Origin of the sequence: Brevundimonas naejangsanensis DSM 23858, from assembly GCF_000421705.1 — a bacterium.
Classification (GTDB): Bacteria; Pseudomonadota; Alphaproteobacteria; order Caulobacterales; family Caulobacteraceae; genus Brevundimonas; species Brevundimonas naejangsanensis.
The window spans coordinates 294,279-310,147 of record NZ_ATXN01000002.1; the positions used below are offsets into that span (position 1 = coordinate 294,279).

The following is a 15,869-nucleotide window of genomic DNA, read 5'->3' on the forward strand; positions in this document are numbered from 1 at the left end:
CCGTCCAAGACCGGAAGGCCTTGGGTCAAGCTGTTGTTTCGCTTCTTGGGACCAGGGCGAGGAGGTCCGAAGAAGCGCGAGGGGAGGGCGGTCTCCCGCGTGAATCTGTTCTGGCCCTTGCTGGGAGTAGGAACAGTGACCGGGATGTCGATCCTGCTCATCGGCCTCGACGGCGGATGCAAACTTGTCCCGAGCGAGACCTGCCGGTCGGTCATTGTCCCGGTGACGACGATCGCGTGGTCGTGGCAATCGCTCGTTGGAGCCATCTTCACCCTGCTGGCGGCGGTGTACGGTGCCTGGTTCGTTTTGCGCCAGATCCAGCAAAATGATCGGCAGGAACAGGACAGAAAGGCCCGCCGTCTCCGGGCCCAGCGCGCCGCCATGCCGTTAGTAATGAGCGAGGTGTGCGAATTCGCGGAGCAGAGCGTTGAGCGGCTGAAGCGGGCGCTGGCTGTCGCGAAACAGCATGGAAGCGTGACGGGAACACGGATGACTCCGCGCGCCCCGAAGCTGGCGCCCGGCGCGGTCAAGGAAATCACCGCGATGGTTGAGGCGGCCGACGGAGCCGAAGCGGATGCCTACATCGACCTGCTGGCCGAACTGCAGGTGCACCTCGCGCGGTGGCGCAGCTTCGAAGCGGATCTGAGGGCCCGCCGCAACGGTCGCGTTCCGCGCGACATTGAGATCGAGATCGTCGACGCAGCAGAGATATACGCGCGGGCTTCAAATCTCCTCGCCGTGGCGCGACCAGGTCGCCGGCCGGATGAGGGCCCCATGAGCCGTCGATCGGCGCTAACAGTCCTCGGGCTGCACGACATCATGTTCGACGACGCGAAAGGGTACGCGGAGCGCACCGACGCGCGGGCGCCGTTGTCGTTGGCGGACAGTGGGAACGCCGCCTTGGCGGGGCCGGCCGTCGGCGCATGACGTCCTCCAATCCGCCTCGCAAGCACCACTTCGCCCCCGTGTTCTATCTTAACCGTTGGACCGGCCCTGATGGACGCCTTGAGCAATATGATCGCCCTTTCGGCAATGCCGTGAAACGGCGGCGGGTCTTCCCCGTAGGCACGGGATACGAAGACAGTCTGTACAGCATGCCCGGCCTGTCGCCCGACCTCGCACAGCAGGTGGAAGAGCGCTTCATGCAGCAGGTCGATCATAAGGCCGCAGGAGTGCTCGCATTGCTCGAGAGCGGTCAGATGCCGCGGACGTCTAACGACAGGAGTTCATGGTCACGCTTCATGCAGTCTCTGCAGCTGCGCACGCCTGCGGATATCGCCGGGATCAAGGCGCGCACCCGAGCGGATTGGGTTATCAATCAGCCGGAAATTCAGGCGGCGTATGAGGAGATGGTCCGGCGGGAGGGTGATCCAGAGACCTTCGAGGAATATATGACCGCGCGTGATCCGGAGATCGTCGAACAGATAGCCATGCAGATCGCGGCGGTGCTCATCGACAACCCCACCATGGGCGAGTTCTTCAACAATATGCGTTGGGGCGTGGTCGATGTGGCGGCTTCCAACCTGTCCCTGTTGGTTTCCGACTGGTGCGTCGATCAGGTCTCAGGCCTAAGGGACCCACAGGCCTTCATCCATTTGCCGATCGGACCCAAACGGTTGTTCGTTGCGGCGAACGACCCTGGGACGATCGACACGCTTCGCCAAGCTCCCGCACGAGAGCTGGTGATGCGCCGCAATCTGACGACCGTCGCTTTGGCCCGCAGATATGTCTGGGCGACGGATCGGCGGCAAGAAGCGTTCATTCATGCGAACTTCGGGTCCGTCGCGAGGCCGACTCTCGGGGAGCGCTTAGCGGATCTCGGTACGACCGTAGCCTAGCGCTCAAATCGTGATGATCACGACCCGCGAGTATCCGACGCCACCGTCGCTGGTTGGCAGGGCGACAAAATCTTTGCCTGCGTTCTCCAGAGCCTCGCGTGCGAGCTCATCGAATGCCTCGCCAGAACCTGAAAGCACGAAGCCGTCGTTGGTCACCTCCACGCCGGAGGCGCGGGGATCATTCCTCAACGCGTCTAGTAACCGTCCCATATCGACGACCTGAACAATGTGTTCGAGCGCGCTCTATCGCACCGCGCCGATATTGAAGCGTCAGACGCTTAGTATAGTCAATCGCGAGCGTCATCCTCGCCGAGCGGCAGGAACCTTAGGAGCCACAAGCTCAGCCAGAAGAAGACGATAGCTCCCAGCGCGCCAAGCGCGAACTGGTGGGACATGATCCGCGGCCAGCCGAGGACTGAGACGAAGGCGAGGGCGAAGAATCCCACAGCGACATAGCTGAGGGAGCGGGCCCACATCACGATGGCAGTCTTCTTATGACGGGAAGCCAAGGCTATAATGTCCTCCTAGAAGGTACGCTCAGTATCGCGCCCTAGGCTCATCTGTTCCAGTCCCCGTGCCGACGACCAAGCGTCGCTGGGAGAAACGCCATTGGGCCTGATGGTCGCCTGTTAACGGGCAAGAGTCTCACCGATCTATTCGGGCCTGCGCGGCCGCTGAGTAACGCTCGCCCTGCACATCGACGTCACCGAGCGACTGGCTGATCGAGACCATGTCCTCGGGCGAAAGTCTTAGTTCGGCCGCCCCGAGATTTTCCTCGAGGCGATGCTTTTTGGTCGTGCCCGGAATGGGCACGATCCAAGGCTTCTGCGCCATCAACCAGGCCAGCGCGATCTGGGCCTTGGTGGCGCCCTTCGCCGCCGCGATCGCATCGAGCCGGTCGATCAAGGTCTGGTTGGCTCGGCGGTTCTCTTCGCTGAAGCGGGGAACCGAGCGGCGAAAATCGGTATCGGCGAATTCGGTCCGATCAGTGATCGCTCCGGTCAGGAAACCCTTCCCAAGGGGGCTGAATGGGACGAACCCGATGCCCAGTTGTTCCAGGACGGGCAGGATCTGAGCCTCCGGCTCCCGCCACCACAATGAATACTCGCTCTGCAGGGCGGCGACCGGCTGGATGGCATGAGCACGTCGGATCGTGTCCACGCCCGCTTCCGACAAGCCGAAATGCTTCACCTTGCCGGCCTCGATGAGCTCCTTCACCGCGCCGGCCACCTCTTCGATGGGCACCTGCGGATCGACCCGGTGCTGATAGAAGAGATCGATGCGATCGGTCCTGAGCCGCTTCAGCGAGGCCTCGGCGACCGCGCGGATACGCTCGGGACGGCTGTCCGGCGGCCGCGTGGAATCGCCGTCCTGGAATCCGAACTTGGTGGCCAGCACCACCTGGTCCCGGAATGGCTCGACCGCCTCCCCGAGCAGCGCCTCGTTGGAGAATGGCCCATAGCACTCGGCCGTGTCGAAGAGGGTGACGCCCCTGTCGAAGGCCGCGCGGATCAGGGCCACGCCGTCCGCGGTCGAAACTCCGGACCCGTAGCCGTAGCTCAAGCCCATGCAGCCCAGGCCGATGGCGGACACCTCAAGGGCGCCGAGATGACGCTTCTGCATTCTGCCCTCCTAGGCGCCCGCTCTCGGCGGCGCCTCGACTTCGGAGAACACCAGGACGCTTTCGGGCAGGCGGGCCCCCCGCACATCGATGGCGGCGACGGCGGCGTTGAGCTCGGCGATCTCCTCAGGCGTGAAGCGGATCGCCGCGGCGCCGGTGTTTTCCAGCATGTGCGCCATCTGGGTCGTGCCCGGGATGGGCACGATCCAGGGCTTCTGCTCCAGCAGCCAGGCCAGGGCGATCTGCCCGGGCGCAGCATTCTTACGCTCGCCCCACTGCCTCACCAGCTCAACGAGCGCGAGGTTGTGCGGCAGGTTCTCCGGCGAGAAGCGAGACTCTCCGGCGCGAATGTCGCCCTGTGCGAAGCGGGTGTTGGCGTCGATGGCGCCGTTCAGGAAGCCGATGCCCAAGGGGCTCCAGGGGACGAAGCCGATGCCGAGCTCCTCGCACACGCCCAGCACCCAAGTTTCCGGGCCGCGCCATAGCATCGAGTATTCGTTCTGAACGGCGGTCACCGGTTGTTCGGCGTGGGCGCGGCGCAGGGTGTTCTGCCCCATCTCGCTCAGGCCCCAGTGCAGCACCTTGCCCTGGGCCATCAGGTCCTTCATCAGGCCGGCGACGTCCTCAATCGGCACCTCCGGGTCGACGCGGTGCTGATAGAGCAGGTCGATCCGGTCCGTCCGCAGGCGTTGCAGCATGCCGTCGACGACGCGCCGGACATGGTCCGGTCGACTGTTGCGCCCGGGACGGCGCTGCCCGGTCTCCTGGTCGATGTTCCAGCCGAACTTGGAGGTGATGACGACCTGGTCGCGGATCGGGGCGACGGCCTCGCCGAGAAGCCGCTCCACCTCGTGCGGGCCATAGGCCTCGGCCGCGTCGAAGAAGGTGACCCCGTTGTCGTGGGCGGCGCGGATGATGTTGATCATCTCGGGTCGCGTCGGGATGGTGGTCTGATAGGTGCGGGTCATATTCTGCACCCCCAGTCCGATGCTGGACACCTCCAGCGCGCCGAGCCGGCGGCGGTCGGGCCGCGCCGGCTGCGGGGCTTGTCGCGCTCCGCCCGGAGCGGCGGCGACGGCGGATGTCGCCGTCATCGCGGGCAGGGCCAGGCCGGCTCCGAGGAGCTCCCGGCGTCCGACGCCCCGTGTGGTGTTCGTCTCTCGCATGGTTTGCGCTCCTTGCCGCAGCATCGTCGTTTCGTCTTCGGGGCCTGGTTGTTCCGACCCCGTCACCGGTTCCCGCCTTGCCCCAGCCAGGCCTTGACCTGGTCGAGGGTTCGTCGCTCCTGGTCGGCCTCCATGACGAAGGGCGGCTCGATCCGGGCCCTTGGCGAGTGGTCCGACAGGACCACCCGGCTGGAGCCGAGGCCGTATCCGCCGTGGGTGATGAAGGGCCGAACCGTTCGGTTCGTCAGATCATGCGCCCGCAAAAAGGAGCGGATCACTGGCGGCGCGGTCTGTCCCCAGATCGGAAAGCCGAGAAAGACGGTGTCGTAGGCCGCGATATCCGGAACGGTCGCCGCGAGCGGAGGTTCATGGCCGCTGTCGCGTTCCTGACGGGCCTGCGCCACGGTCGCCTCGTAGTCTTCCGGATAGGGCTGGGCGGGCCGAATCTCGAACAGGTCAGCCCCCAGCAGCCGCTGGATGGTCCCGGCGATCACCCGGGTGTTTCCCGATCGGGAGAAGTAGGCGACCAGGACGTTCGAGGTCGCGCGACGGGGCGAATCGACCGTTTCCGCGCAGGCCGCCGCCCCGGCCGAAAGGGAGAGTATGGCGGGCGCGGTCAGCATGGTGCGGCGTGAAAGGTCGGTCATGGCGTTGGCCTTCAGCGGTCCGCTTAGCCTTTCGGTCAGCGGATTGGCTCGATCATCAGGATACGCCGCACGACAGATCGTGATTAGGCGCTATAATCGGCATTCCCCAATAAGCCGGCCTAATGAATGTCGACCGAGAATTTCAACGTCCTCGCAGCCTTCGCCGTCGTCGCCCGGGAGCGCAGCTTCACCCGTGCAGCCGCCCAGCTGGGCATCTCCCAGTCGGCGCTGAGCCAGACGGTGAAAGCCCTGGAGGCGCGCCTGGGACTGCGATTGCTGACCCGTACCACCCGGAGCGTCTCCCCGACCGAGGCGGGCGAGCGGCTGATGCGCACGGTGGCGCCGCGGCTGGAGGAGATCGAACACGAGCTCGCCGCCCTGACAGAACTGCGCGACAAACCGGCCGGGACGATCAGGATCACGGCGGGAGAGCACGCGGCGATAACGGTTCTGCAGACCGGCCTGGCGCGCCTTCTGCCGGACTACCCGGACATCCACGTGGAGGTGATCGTCGACTACGGCCTCACCGACATCGTCGCCGAGGGGTATGACGCGGGCGTGCGCTTGGGCGAACAGGTGGCCAAGGACATGATCGCGGTGCGCATCGGTCCCGAGATGCGCATGGCCGTGGTGGGATCGCCCGACTATCTCGCGGCCCATGGCCGGCCGGAGATCCCACAGGACCTGATGCACCACAACTGCATCAACATCCGCCTGCCCACCTATGGCGGCCTGTTCCCGTGGGAGTTCGAGAAAGATGGCCGCGAGATCAAGGTCAGGGTCGAGGGCCAGCTGGTGTTCAACAACATCGGCCTGAGGCTTCGATCCGCGCTCGCGGGGCTGGGGCTGGCCTACATGCCCGAAGACCACGCGCAAGATCACATCGCGGCCGGCCGGTTGGTCCGGGTGCTCGAGGACTGGTGCGGGTCGTTCCCGGGCTACCACCTCTACTACCCGAGCCGGCGCCATGCCTCGCCGGCCTTCTCATTGCTGGTCGATGCCCTGCGCTATCGCAGTCCCCGATGAACATCGGTTCGCCCTGAGCGGGCCGTCGGATCCAACCTCCGTGCGGCCGGAGGCCGCGCACTGCCGCTAGCCGAGGCTTTCGCCTTAGAGCTTGCGGGTGCCGAGCCACTTCACCATCGCGGGGTCGCGGTGATCGAAGAAGCTGCTGGTCTTCCGGTCGAGGGTCGCGATCTTGGCGAGGTCCTCGTCATCGAGCTGAAAGTCGAAGATCGCGAAGTTCTCGGCCATGCGCTGCTTGCGCACCGACTTCGGGATCGCGACGATTCCGCGCTGGTTCAGCCAGCGCAGGACGACCTGCGCGATGCTCTTGCCGTGTTTCCTGGCGATCGACTGGAGCACCTCGTCGGAGAAGAGCCCGTTCTTCCCCTCGGCGAACGGCCCCCACGCCTCTGGCTGGACGTTGTATTCCTCCAGGACCTTTTGCGCATCGTCCTGCTGGTGGAAGGGATGAATCTCGACCTGGTTCACGGCGGGGCTGACCGCGTTGTGGAGTACGAAATCCACCAGCCGGTCCGGGTAGAAGTTGCTGACGCCGATCGCGCGAATGCGCCCGTCACGGTGCAACTCCTCCATGGCCCGCCAGGCTCCGTACACGTCGCCATAGGGTTGATGGATCAACCAGAGATCCAGATAGTCGAGCTGCAGCTTGTTGATCGAACGCTCGAAGGCCGCTTTCGCGCCCTCGTAGCTCGCGTCTTCGACCCACAGCTTGGTCGTGACGAACAGTTCTCCGCGGTCGATCCCGTGAGCTTTGATCGCGGCGCCAACGGCCTCTTCATTACCGTAGGAGGTCGCCGTGTCGAGAAGCCGATAGCCGACGTCGATGGCGTCCCGAACGCTGCGCTCGCATTCCGCGGGATCGTCGACCTGGAAAACGCCAAAGCCCAGGCTGGGCATCTGAACACCGTTGTTCAGGGTCACGGCGGGAATGCTGCTGGTCATAGCGTCTCTTTCCATGTGGCGATTGATGGTGCGCTCAGGGCGGCGTGGGCGCTCGCCGAGCGCTTCATTCGCGAATGTTGAGCATGTCGAGCGCCTGGGTCAGCGCCGTGCGGGCCCGCTCGGCGGCGGCGGCGTCGCTTTCCTCCAGTCCCTCGATCAACTGGCGAAGCTGCGCGGGGGAGAGGCCCACCCGGAGGCTGGCGGCCATGTGCGAGCGCAACTGCGCCTCCACGCCCGGAGTCGCGGCCAGAGCGCCGACGGTCGCGAGTTCGCGGCTCTGCCAGTCGAGATTGTCGCGTTCGAAGATGGCGCCGAAGAGATGGCTCTGAAGGTATTCGTTGATGACCGGGGCGAATCCGAACACCGGCCCCGCGACCGGCCCGCCCGAGATCGTCGTCTGGTTGGCCGCGCCGACCGCGCGCAGTTCGTCGCCGACGGCGATGGGCTGGGTAGGCTCGCGGCCGGGCGCGTCCTGTACGCCGCGCTGCCGACGCTCCTCCACGACGCTCATCAGTTCACCCAGGGCGTTGAGGCTGCGCGGGAAGCCGACATAGGCGTAGAGCTGGACGAGGATCTCCTTGGCCTCACTGATGGTCAGGTCCGCGTCCAGCCCGCGGTTCAGCGCGGCGTTGAGCCCGGGCATATCGCTCGTCGCCATGGAGGCGGCGATGAGCGGGATGGCCTGCTGTCTGGCGGACAGGGTTTGTGAAGCGGTTTGATGTTGCGGCATGGCGTACGCCTCCGAAGCGTTCTGCTGCGCGTGGGCTGGGGTGAACGCCAGCCCGAGGGCCAGCGCCAGCATGGTCGTTCCGAGGCCTGCCCGGCGATACTCAGCGCGCATTGTATTGGTCCTCTGTCACCTGCTCCATCCACTCGACAGTCTTTCCGTCGAGCGCTTCGGAGAAGGCGATATGGCTCATCCCGACCAAGGGGCCGGCGCCGTGCCAGTGCTTCACACCGGGTGGAATCCAGACGGTGTCGCCCGGTCGGATCTCCTGGATCGGCCCACCCCAGTGCTGGACCCGGCCGGCGCCGGCCGTGACGATCAGCGTCTGGCCGAGCGGATGGGTGTGCCAGGCCGTACGGGCGCCCGGTTCGAAGGTGACCGTCGCGCCGCTGATCCGCGACTCGCCGCTGCCCTGGAACCGGTCCTCGACCCGGACGGCGCCGGTGAAATTATCGGGCGACCCCGCAGAGGACGGCTGTGAACCCGTGCGGGTGACGACGACCTGGGAGTTTGCATAAGCGGGCATGGCGATGACGATCCCGGCCAAGGTTGCAAGAACAAGGCTCACGCGCGGCGTCGTCGGGCCGGGCGGTGCAGGCGGCCTCGGACGGAGCGGGGTCCTCATCGCGACAGGGTTCGGGCGAAGAACGGCGTCAGCTTGCCCATGGCGGCGTCGACATACTCGGGAACCCAATAGGTCTCGATGTGCGTGGCACCGTCGATCTTGAACAGCTCCTTGTCCGTCGTGCCACTGGCCTTGGCGAAGGCGTCGTCGGTCATGTAGCCGCTGTCCGCCCGGCTGCCCGCGATCATCAGCAGCGGCTGGTCGATCAGGTCGATCTGATCCGTGGCGTCCCAGCGCATCAGGTCCAGCAGGCTGCTCGTCGTATATCGGAAGGTCGAGCCGGCGTGAGCGTGCGTCCGCCAGTAATATTCGTAACCCTGACGATACATCTCGAAGGGCAGGGCGGCGATCTGCTCATCCGTCATGTTCGCGTCGCCGGAATAGAGAATTTCCCCGCCAGCAGCCTCCTGCGCTCGCGCGGCCGAGGCCTGCCGCAGCCGCTCCTGAATGGTGTCGAGCTGTGAATCCGCGAAGCCGTTGCGGCGGACCCGCCCGGAGTTGAACATGCTCAGCGTCGCGATCGACTTGAAGCGCTTGTCGCTTTTCGCCGCCGCCAGCGAATAGCCGCCGCCGCCGCAGATGCCGAACAGCCCCAGGCGCGAGACGTCGACCCCCGGATACCCGGCGATGAAGTCGGCCGCCCCATGGATGTCTTCGATGCGGTTCGTGGGCTTGTCCACGCTGCGCGGCTCGCCGCCGCTCGCCCCCTGGTAGGCGGCGTCCATGGTGATTGTGATGTAGCCCTGTTCCGCCAGGTGCTGGGCATACAGACCCGCGACCTGCTCCTTTACGCCGCCGTTCGGGTGGGCAACGACGATGGTCGGATACTTGCGCGCCCGATCATAGTTCGCCGGGGTGTAGACGTTGGCGGCGATGTCCAGACCGTTCAGGTTGTAGGTGACGGGGTGGACGTTCACCTTGCCGGGCTCGTTCGCCGTGATGGCGCCGCGATAGACCGGGGTGAAGCCATTGATCCGGGTTTGGGCCGGGTTGGCCATGGCTGGGGCTCCTATGACTGCAAATGAGAGGGCGAGCGCGGAGCCTGCGAGGAACTCGCGTCGCTTCGGATTGACGGCTTCATTGCTCATTCGAGCTCCTTTCTAAGGATCCCAGGGGAGGGGCTCATCGCGAGCCCGCGAAAGACGCCCGGGAACTAGTCGAGGTTCTTCTCCGCGAGGAATCGCGCGACCAGGTCGGCGATTTCGAGGTTGTTCAGATCGGACATCAGGAAGTGGGTGTTGCCCCGGATGCCGATCTCCGGGAGATGGATCAGCCGGGCCTCGCCGCCGTGCCTGTTGACGGCGTCGACCCAGAGCCGGGCCATGGCCAGCCTGACGCGCCAGTTGTCCTGGCCGCGCTCCGTGGTCGGCTCCGTGGGAAAGTTGTCGCCGTAATAGATGACGATCGGGATGCGGGTCAGCTTCTCGAAATCGGAAAGCGGAACCGCCTCGGGCTCCAGGGTCCCCGCCGCGCTCGGCATCGCGTCGGGCAGTTCGCCTTCGGGGAAGATGAAGCCGCTGCCCGGCTCAAGGGCGACGATCGCCTTGACGTTGGGGTTCTTGATCGCCGTCAGCCATCCGGGACCGCCACCCTGCGAATGAGTGAACAGGATGCCGGGCCCGGTCCTGTCGAACAGCGCCGATATGGCGTCCGAAATCACGCCGGCGTCGTAGGGGCCGGTGTTGGGCGTGACCGAGCGGAAGAATTGATCCAGCGTCTCGGGGCTGCGATCAAACTGGACGTTGTCGAAATAGTCCGGCCACTTGCCGATCCGAAACTGGTCGAAGAAGAGCTGATCGTTGGGCGTCGGCTCGATGGTCGCCGCCACGGTGCTGTTCCCCGCGCGGCCGCGCCGGGGCTGGTCGACCAGATAGACCGGAAATCCGCGGCGCAGGAAAAGCGTCTGGAAGCCTTCCCGGCCGTCGGAGGTGGTTTCCCAACTGCGCGCCGACTGGAAGGCGCCGTGCAGCATGACGATCGGCAGCGCCCTGGCGTTCTGCGGGACCTGGTAGAAGGCGTAGAGGTGGTCGCCGTGGAAGCTTTGCCCTTCCGCCGTCGGCTGGTTGTTGTCGTACGCGCCGGGTGTCGTCGCCACGGTTCCGCCGACCGCGAAGCTGCCCTGATCCTGAATGGTCAGGGGTGCGAAGCCGGCGGCCGATTGAGCGCAGGCCGAGGAAGCGGCGAGGCCGAGGGCCAGAGGCAGCGACAGGAAGCGGGCGAGGCGAGGCCAGGTCATGAAGGTCATGCAATCCCTCTCTTGGCGGGTGCACGGAACATAGCCCTTGGGCGAATCTTCTATTAGCCGGGGCAATTCGATAGGGCTTATTTGCTCACCTAATGAATTGGTGCCTTCGATAACTACGTCCCGGGATGCCGCGCCAGGGCCCGGTACAGGGTGCTTCGGGACACGCCGAGCGAGGACGCAACACCCGCCATCGTCTGGTCAGGATGTTCCAGGAGCAGTCGCGCCTGAGCGACCTGGCGCTCGGTGAGGGATTGGCGGCGACCGCCTTTGCGCCCCCGAGACCGCGCGGCGGACAGTCCGGCCATCGTCCGTTCGCGGATCAGGTCACGTTCCATCTCGGCGAGCGCCGCCATCATGTGAAAGAAGAAGCGGCCGGCCGGGGTCGTCGTGTCGATGCCGTCCGTCAGGCTGCGAAACTCCACACCCCGTGCACGCAGGCCTGCGACGAACTCGACCAGTTGTCCGACGGTCCGACCCAGACGATCCAGCTTCCACACCACGAAGATGTCGTCCGTTCGGGCGTGGGACAGCGCCTCGCTCAGGGCGGCCCGCTCTGTCCTGACGCCCGATGCGACTTCGGAAAAGGTGCGTTCGCACCCGGCCTTCTCCAAGGCGTCGATCTGAAGCGCGAGGTTCTGGTCCGCGGTCGAAACCCGAGCGTAGCCGATCAGCATGTCGCAAAACCCGTCAGAGCGTCCGGAAGCGACGCATAGAATCAGCGACAGGGTTTCGACACAAGCCCGGCCTTGCCGTGACGCGAACTCGGGTCGGCGGGGGAGGGGTGTGTCAGAAACGACCGTTTGTGACACGGCGATCATCTACCGATCAGGCGATATGCGACATCGCTGAGGACTCTCACGCGAAGTTGATACATGCCGAAATCCGTGCTATTTAAGTTGAGTCCTTGCATGGCGCGTAGGTTATTTCGCGCGCGCCAATAGCTCGCCGGACGGCATACCGCCAGATTGCGGCCTGCCATCTTTGGAGTCCGAGATGTCCTTCCATTCACTGGAGGACATGACCGTGACCCGACTGCCGTCTTCTCAAGAATCTGAAGCTTCGCGTTCCCATGACCCTTTGGCCGGTCTTCCGGAGTGCGTCCTCGTCGCTACCGAGCAGTTGATCTGCGAGCTCCTTGAGGCCGCCGAGGAAGAGGTGGACCTGGACGACTGGCATGTGGTTGCCGCCGAGCTTGATGTCTCCGTCGAAGGCGCTCGTACCGGGTGGCTCGTCACCGTCGGCCATCAGCCTACTCAGAGGATCCTGGGCTCAACCACGGTGTTTGAGCCCGTCCGGCCAGAGGCGGCCGCGGCATGAGCGACCCAGCCTTGACCGGTGGCGACCTGGAGATGCTGTCCGAGGAGCAGTTCGCGCAGCTGGCGGCCCGGGCCCGCGGCATCGCCGACCTGGCGACGCGTGACCACACAGTTTTCGAGGTCGAATTGGCGGCCGAACGCGCGGGCGTCAGCCGCGCGACGGTCTACCGGGATCTTCAACGCGCGCGCGGGGAGGGGAGGACCACCATCCGGGACCTGGTCGGCCGGAAGGGCGGCTTTCCCAAGGGCCGCAGCCGCCTGCATCCCCATGTTGAGGCGGTCATCGCCGAAGCGTTGACCAGTCACTACCTGTCGCCAAACAAGCCGCCCCTAACGGATACGACCAGGGTGATCGGTGCGGCCTGCGCCAAGCTGGACCTGCCCGAGCCGAGATACCCGACAATCCGCCGCCGTTTGCTGAAGATGAAGCGGGCGACGGTCGAGGGTCGGCGCAATGGGCGCAAAGCACGCGAGGCCGCAACCGCCCGGCCAGGAAGCTACCAGATTGAGACCCCCTGGGACTGCTGGCAGATCGATCACACGCGAGCCGACGTCATCATCGTTCACAAAGAAAGTCGCAAACCCGTCGGCCGGCCGTGGCTGACAGTCATCATTGATGTTGCGACCCGGATGGTCGTCGGCTTCTACGTGTCGCTCGAACCGCCCTCAATACTGAGAGCCGGTACGGCCCTGGACCAGGCGGTGCAGCACAAGGGACCTTGGCTGAAACAGCTGGGGCTCGACTATCGCTGGCCTGTCGAGGGCTTGCCCAAGCTTGTCCATTCCGACCGCGCCGGTGAGTTCCAGTCGCGCGCCTTCGAAAGGGCGCTGGCCAACCAGGGCGTCGAAACGTTCCTGCGTGCGGCCGGGAAGGCCCACTGGGGCGGCCACATCGAGCGACTGATCGGCACCATGATGGGCAAGTGCAAGATGTTGCCAGGGGCGACGCAGGGGAACCCGAAGGCTCGCGGCGACTACGACGCCAGCAAGGGAGCGGCGCTGGATATCGATCAGCTCGAGCTCTGGTTCGCCCACCAGATCCTCGGCGTCTACCATAACACCGTGCACAGCGCCTTGGGCTGTACGCCCTTGGAGGCGTGGGATCGGAAGACGGCCGGGCTCCATCCGCGCCGACCTGAGGATCCAGAGGGCTTCCGGATCGATCTCTTCCCGGAAATCACCCGCACCCTTACTCGCACCGGCCTGAAGGCTTTTGGCGAGGAGTATGCCTCGGAGGACGCCACGCTCGCCTACGCGGAAGGGCGTGGCAAGGCGCGCCTGAAATACGATCCGCGAAACTTGAGCGTTCTCCATCTGGAGACGGCGAAGGGGCGCTGGACGCCGGTTCGCTATCGGTTACCCGACTATTCCGGGCGCCATCCGACGCTCTGGTTCTACAAGTATGCACGCCGGCTTGCCCGGGTTCTGGGCGCGCCGGTTGAAGGCATTCTTGCGCGCGCCGCCAGGGAGAAGGCGGAGGAGCTTCTTCATGGCGAAGCCATCAGCTCCCGCATCGCCCGTCAGGCGGTGGAGCGGCTCCGCCATGCCCGCAGCGCTACCGAGGCCCCGCCGGCACAAGACGAGGATGACAGCTGGGGAGGCGTGCTGTGACCGACCAGGCAACTGATCCGTTCGCCCACCTGGACGATCGAGTTAAGGCGAGCGCTCTCAGCGCCGATGAAGCTCGCCTCTCCCTAATTTCGAGCGATTGGTGGATCACCTACCCGCCGGGCGAGGATGTCATCACCCGTTTGTTCGAACTGATCGATCTGCCGCAACGCCAACGGCCGCCATCAATCGTGGTCCATGCTCCGCCGAACTACGGAAAGACCGCGATCATCGCCCGATTCATGGCCCTGTATGCCGGCAGAGTGTCGCGATCCGAAGCCGAGCGGGACGGCGTCGTCGTCATCCAGGCGCCGCCGACCGTCGATGAGAAACGGCTCTATCTGGAGATCCTCGCCTCGATCGGAGCGAGCGCTCCGAACACGACGACGGCGAAGTTGCGCGCCATGGTCGTCAACCAGCTGCGCCAGCGCCGCACCCGCCTTTTGATCATCGATGAGCTCCAGCACGCGCTGATCCAGCGTGCCAGCGCCCAGCAGGTCGTGCTGAACACACTCAAATACCTGTCCAATGAGCTGAGCCTTTCGATCGCTGGCTTTGGCTCTCGCGAGTCCAAGGCGCTCGTGTACTCGGATGAACACCTTGCCCAGCGGTTCGAAGTGGTCGCCCTGCCGGCGTGGGACAAGAAGCACAGCTGGGTCGTGGACGTCGTTCGACAGCGCATCGCGCTCTTCCCGCTGCGCCGCCCAACGGTCGTCGACCGGGCCTTCATGAAGTTGCTCCTGCAGCTCTGCGGCCCGACCGGCGGCAGGATGCTGACGATGTTGGAGCGCTGCGCGCGGGCCGCGATCCGGGATGGGAGCGAACACCTCTCCACCAACCTGCTGGAGGCGGTCGCGCTCAGGGGCGAGCGGCTTGAAAATGGGATTTGATCGTCCTCACGCCGCGACCCTGTCCTTTCCGCGGGTCGCGCCAGAGAAGGGGGAGGCGCTATCGTCCTGGCTAGCCCGCATCGCCAGAGCGCATCTCCTCGACCTTGATCACGTAGGGGACGAGATCGGCTGCGCTGTCCAGCTGGTCGACCACGCGCCGTCCGATTCAACTGTCACCCAGATCGGCCGGCGAACCGCCGTTGATTTCGATCGCGTCCGCGCAGCGGTGCACCCGCTGTTGACCAGCCTGGACAGGCCGGTGCGTGGTGAGTTGGACTGGCGCGTATGTCCAGCGTGCCTGACGGAGGACGTCGAGGCGGGGAGGGCACCCCATCTGCGTGTCGCGTGGGTTCACCCGCTCTCTACCGTCTGCCTCAAGCACCGATCGCCGCTGCAGATACCGACCGACCTGCAAGCGATGGCCATGCTTCCCATGGACGTCGCCTTGCCCCGACAGGACCATGGGCTGACGTGCGTGCGCAAAGAGCCCCTCGACAGCTTCCTGCTGGCCGCCTCGTTGGTCGATCCCGCGAAACCGGCTTCGCCGGACCTGGAGACTCTGGTCGGTGAAATCCGCGATCTGGTCGACGCCCTGTCGGTGCAGATGAACTTCGCACTGGGCCGGGGAGCGGCGCTCACCCTCTTCGAACAGCCGCGCAGAGACCGGCACATCGCGCCAATGGCGCTGACCTTGCCTGACGGGCTCATGACAGGGCTAGATCCGGCCGACCGTCTTCTGTTCGCCCGGGCGGCCATTGCTTTGCGCTGGCCGTCGCCCGGGTATCATCAAGAGCGGGAAGTGCTGGGCGACTGGTTCTCTCGTGTCGTCGCAGTGGTGGTGCCCAAGGGCCGCCGTCGAGTGATCGCCGATTGCGGCATGGATCCGCTTGGCTTGCTCGCTGTCGCCTTGCCAGCGCAGCCGTTTCACCAGCTGCGCCGGCGAGCCAAAGACTGGTCCGAGGACATGCGCGCTCGATGGTCGAGAGCGGAGCAACTCGCAGCCTTGGCCGGCCTAAATTAGATCTGGAGGCCGGTCGGACGTTGGGACGACGCCGACATTCGCTGATATCCGAGATCATCGCGGCCTGAACCGAGCACTTGGAAGAAGACCCGCAAGGGCAGTATCGCACATCCCACGAGCCCGACCTGGCCGCCCGGCAAATGCTGCGAGCGGAGATGCAGCACACTGACGAATGCTGAAAGCGTATTGACGGGCGC

18 protein-coding genes are annotated in these 15,869 nt (G+C 65.3%); 7 read left to right on the top strand and 11 right to left on the bottom strand.

Features of this window, described 5'->3' with window-relative positions; all coding sequences use genetic code 11:
- The first annotated feature begins 144 nt into the window (after positions 1 to 144).
- Together H556_RS0101630 and H556_RS0101635 are read left to right on the top strand one after the other, a co-directional pair.
- Positions 145 to 927 carry a hypothetical protein gene (locus H556_RS0101630; protein WP_024352786.1) on the top strand — a complete coding sequence of 261 codons (783 nt, stop codon included), beginning with the start codon at positions 145 to 147 and terminating at the stop codon, positions 925 to 927.
- A complete protein-coding gene (locus H556_RS0101635) occupies positions 924 to 1,838 on the top strand; it encodes a DUF4238 domain-containing protein (protein WP_081650854.1) in 915 nt (304 codons plus the stop codon). Before H556_RS0101630 ends, H556_RS0101635 begins: the two co-directional genes overlap by 4 nt.
- Positions 1,839 to 1,841: 3 nt before the next feature.
- On the opposite strand, the gene H556_RS16245 is transcribed toward H556_RS0101635, so the two are convergent.
- The 5 genes from H556_RS16245 to H556_RS0101660 form a co-directional block, all read right to left on the bottom strand.
- Positions 1,842 to 1,994, bottom strand: a complete 153-nt coding sequence (locus H556_RS16245; RefSeq protein WP_155802395.1) for a hypothetical protein — start codon at positions 1,992 to 1,994, stop codon at positions 1,842 to 1,844.
- A gap of 131 nt (positions 1,995 to 2,125) precedes the next feature.
- Positions 2,126 to 2,347: a hypothetical protein gene (locus H556_RS0101645; protein ID WP_155802397.1), complete on the bottom strand. Its 222-nt coding sequence runs from the start codon at positions 2,345 to 2,347 to the stop codon at positions 2,126 to 2,128.
- A gap of 136 nt (positions 2,348 to 2,483) precedes the next feature.
- Positions 2,484 to 3,461, bottom strand: coding sequence for an aldo/keto reductase (locus H556_RS0101650; RefSeq protein ID WP_024352789.1), 978 nt, complete (start codon positions 3,459 to 3,461; stop codon positions 2,484 to 2,486).
- Between the two features lie 9 nt (positions 3,462 to 3,470).
- A complete protein-coding gene (locus tag H556_RS0101655) occupies positions 3,471 to 4,625 on the bottom strand; it encodes an aldo/keto reductase (RefSeq protein WP_024352790.1) in 1,155 nt (384 codons plus the stop codon).
- A gap of 62 nt (positions 4,626 to 4,687) precedes the next feature.
- Positions 4,688 to 5,272 (bottom strand): flavodoxin, encoded by a 585-nt coding sequence (locus H556_RS0101660; RefSeq protein WP_024352791.1) that lies wholly within the window; start codon positions 5,270 to 5,272, stop codon positions 4,688 to 4,690.
- Between the two features lie 126 nt (positions 5,273 to 5,398).
- Between H556_RS0101660 and H556_RS0101665 the strand changes: the two genes are divergently transcribed.
- A complete protein-coding gene (locus H556_RS0101665; RefSeq protein WP_024352792.1) occupies positions 5,399 to 6,298 on the top strand; it encodes a LysR family transcriptional regulator in 900 nt (299 codons plus the stop codon).
- Positions 6,299 to 6,382: 84 nt separating this feature from the next.
- Here H556_RS0101665 and H556_RS0101670 read toward each other — a convergent pair whose 3' ends face one another.
- The 6 genes from H556_RS0101670 to H556_RS0101695 all read right to left on the bottom strand — a co-directional run bounded on the left by H556_RS0101670 (position 6,383) and on the right by H556_RS0101695 (position 11,511).
- A complete protein-coding gene (locus H556_RS0101670) occupies positions 6,383 to 7,240 on the bottom strand; it encodes an aldo/keto reductase (RefSeq protein ID WP_024352793.1) in 858 nt (285 codons plus the stop codon).
- Between the two features lie 64 nt (positions 7,241 to 7,304).
- A complete protein-coding gene (locus tag H556_RS0101675) occupies positions 7,305 to 8,042 on the bottom strand; it encodes a carboxymuconolactone decarboxylase family protein (protein WP_051130224.1) in 738 nt (245 codons plus the stop codon).
- Between the two features lie 28 nt (positions 8,043 to 8,070).
- Positions 8,071 to 8,535: a (R)-mandelonitrile lyase gene (locus H556_RS0101680; RefSeq protein ID WP_024352795.1), complete on the bottom strand. Its 465-nt coding sequence runs from the start codon at positions 8,533 to 8,535 to the stop codon at positions 8,071 to 8,073.
- Positions 8,536 to 8,588: 53 nt separating this feature from the next.
- Complete coding sequence (locus H556_RS0101685) at positions 8,589 to 9,590, bottom strand: alpha/beta hydrolase (protein WP_051130199.1); 1,002 nt, start codon at positions 9,588 to 9,590, stop codon at positions 8,589 to 8,591.
- 155 nt (positions 9,591 to 9,745) lie between these two features.
- A complete protein-coding gene (locus tag H556_RS0101690; RefSeq protein WP_081650856.1) occupies positions 9,746 to 10,837 on the bottom strand; it encodes an alpha/beta hydrolase in 1,092 nt (363 codons plus the stop codon).
- A 113-nt stretch (positions 10,838 to 10,950) separates the two neighbouring features.
- Positions 10,951 to 11,511 (bottom strand): recombinase family protein, encoded by a 561-nt coding sequence (locus H556_RS0101695; protein ID WP_024352798.1) that lies wholly within the window; start codon positions 11,509 to 11,511, stop codon positions 10,951 to 10,953.
- A gap of 319 nt (positions 11,512 to 11,830) precedes the next feature.
- On the opposite strand from H556_RS0101695, the gene H556_RS0101700 reads away from it, so the two are divergent.
- Genes H556_RS0101700 through H556_RS0101715 form a run of 4 tightly spaced genes read left to right on the top strand, consistent with a single transcriptional unit; the run spans position 11,831 to position 15,672 of the window.
- On the top strand, positions 11,831 to 12,154 hold the full coding sequence (locus tag H556_RS0101700) for a hypothetical protein (RefSeq protein ID WP_155802398.1): 324 nt from the start codon (positions 11,831 to 11,833) through the stop codon (positions 12,152 to 12,154).
- The gene (locus H556_RS15530; RefSeq protein ID WP_024352800.1) at positions 12,151 to 13,764 is read left to right on the top strand and encodes a DDE-type integrase/transposase/recombinase; all 1,614 of its coding nucleotides are present in this window, start codon (positions 12,151 to 12,153) and stop codon (positions 13,762 to 13,764) included. The genes H556_RS0101700 and H556_RS15530 overlap by 4 nt, the downstream gene beginning before the upstream one ends.
- Positions 13,761 to 14,651: a TniB family NTP-binding protein gene (locus H556_RS0101710; RefSeq protein WP_024352801.1), complete on the top strand. Its 891-nt coding sequence runs from the start codon at positions 13,761 to 13,763 to the stop codon at positions 14,649 to 14,651. The genes H556_RS15530 and H556_RS0101710 overlap by 4 nt, the downstream gene beginning before the upstream one ends.
- Positions 14,641 to 15,672 (top strand): TniQ family protein, encoded by a 1,032-nt coding sequence (locus H556_RS0101715; RefSeq protein WP_024352802.1) that lies wholly within the window; start codon positions 14,641 to 14,643, stop codon positions 15,670 to 15,672. Before H556_RS0101710 ends, H556_RS0101715 begins: the two co-directional genes overlap by 11 nt.
- The last annotated feature ends 197 nt before the right edge of the window (positions 15,673 to 15,869 follow it).

What these genes read in the sequence shown, in the direction of transcription:
- H556_RS0101630 (WP_024352786.1), top strand. Translation starts at nt 145, where the DNA reads ATGTCGATCCTGCTCATCGGCCTCGACGGCGGATGCAAACTTGTCCCG.
- H556_RS0101635 (WP_081650854.1), top strand. Translation starts at nt 924, where the DNA reads ATGACGTCCTCCAATCCGCCTCGCAAGCACCACTTCGCCCCCGTGTTC.
- H556_RS0101650 (WP_024352789.1), bottom strand. Translation starts at nt 3,461, where the DNA reads ATGCAGAAGCGTCATCTCGGCGCCCTTGAGGTGTCCGCCATCGGCCTG.
- H556_RS0101655 (WP_024352790.1), bottom strand. Translation starts at nt 4,625, where the DNA reads ATGCGAGAGACGAACACCACACGGGGCGTCGGACGCCGGGAGCTCCTC.
- H556_RS0101660 (WP_024352791.1), bottom strand. Translation starts at nt 5,272, where the DNA reads ATGACCGACCTTTCACGCCGCACCATGCTGACCGCGCCCGCCATACTC.
- H556_RS0101665 (WP_024352792.1), top strand. Translation starts at nt 5,399, where the DNA reads ATGTCGACCGAGAATTTCAACGTCCTCGCAGCCTTCGCCGTCGTCGCC.
- H556_RS0101670 (WP_024352793.1), bottom strand. Translation starts at nt 7,240, where the DNA reads ATGACCAGCAGCATTCCCGCCGTGACCCTGAACAACGGTGTTCAGATG.
- H556_RS0101675 (WP_051130224.1), bottom strand. Translation starts at nt 8,042, where the DNA reads ATGCTGGCGCTGGCCCTCGGGCTGGCGTTCACCCCAGCCCACGCGCAG.
- H556_RS0101685 (WP_051130199.1), bottom strand. Translation starts at nt 9,590, where the DNA reads ATGGCCAACCCGGCCCAAACCCGGATCAATGGCTTCACCCCGGTCTAT.
- H556_RS0101690 (WP_081650856.1), bottom strand. Translation starts at nt 10,837, where the DNA reads ATGACCTTCATGACCTGGCCTCGCCTCGCCCGCTTCCTGTCGCTGCCT.
- H556_RS0101695 (WP_024352798.1), bottom strand. Translation starts at nt 11,511, where the DNA reads ATGCTGATCGGCTACGCTCGGGTTTCGACCGCGGACCAGAACCTCGCG.
- H556_RS0101700 (WP_155802398.1), top strand. Translation starts at nt 11,831, where the DNA reads ATGTCCTTCCATTCACTGGAGGACATGACCGTGACCCGACTGCCGTCT.
- H556_RS15530 (WP_024352800.1), top strand. Translation starts at nt 12,151, where the DNA reads ATGAGCGACCCAGCCTTGACCGGTGGCGACCTGGAGATGCTGTCCGAG.
- H556_RS0101715 (WP_024352802.1), top strand. Translation starts at nt 14,641, where the DNA reads ATGGGATTTGATCGTCCTCACGCCGCGACCCTGTCCTTTCCGCGGGTC.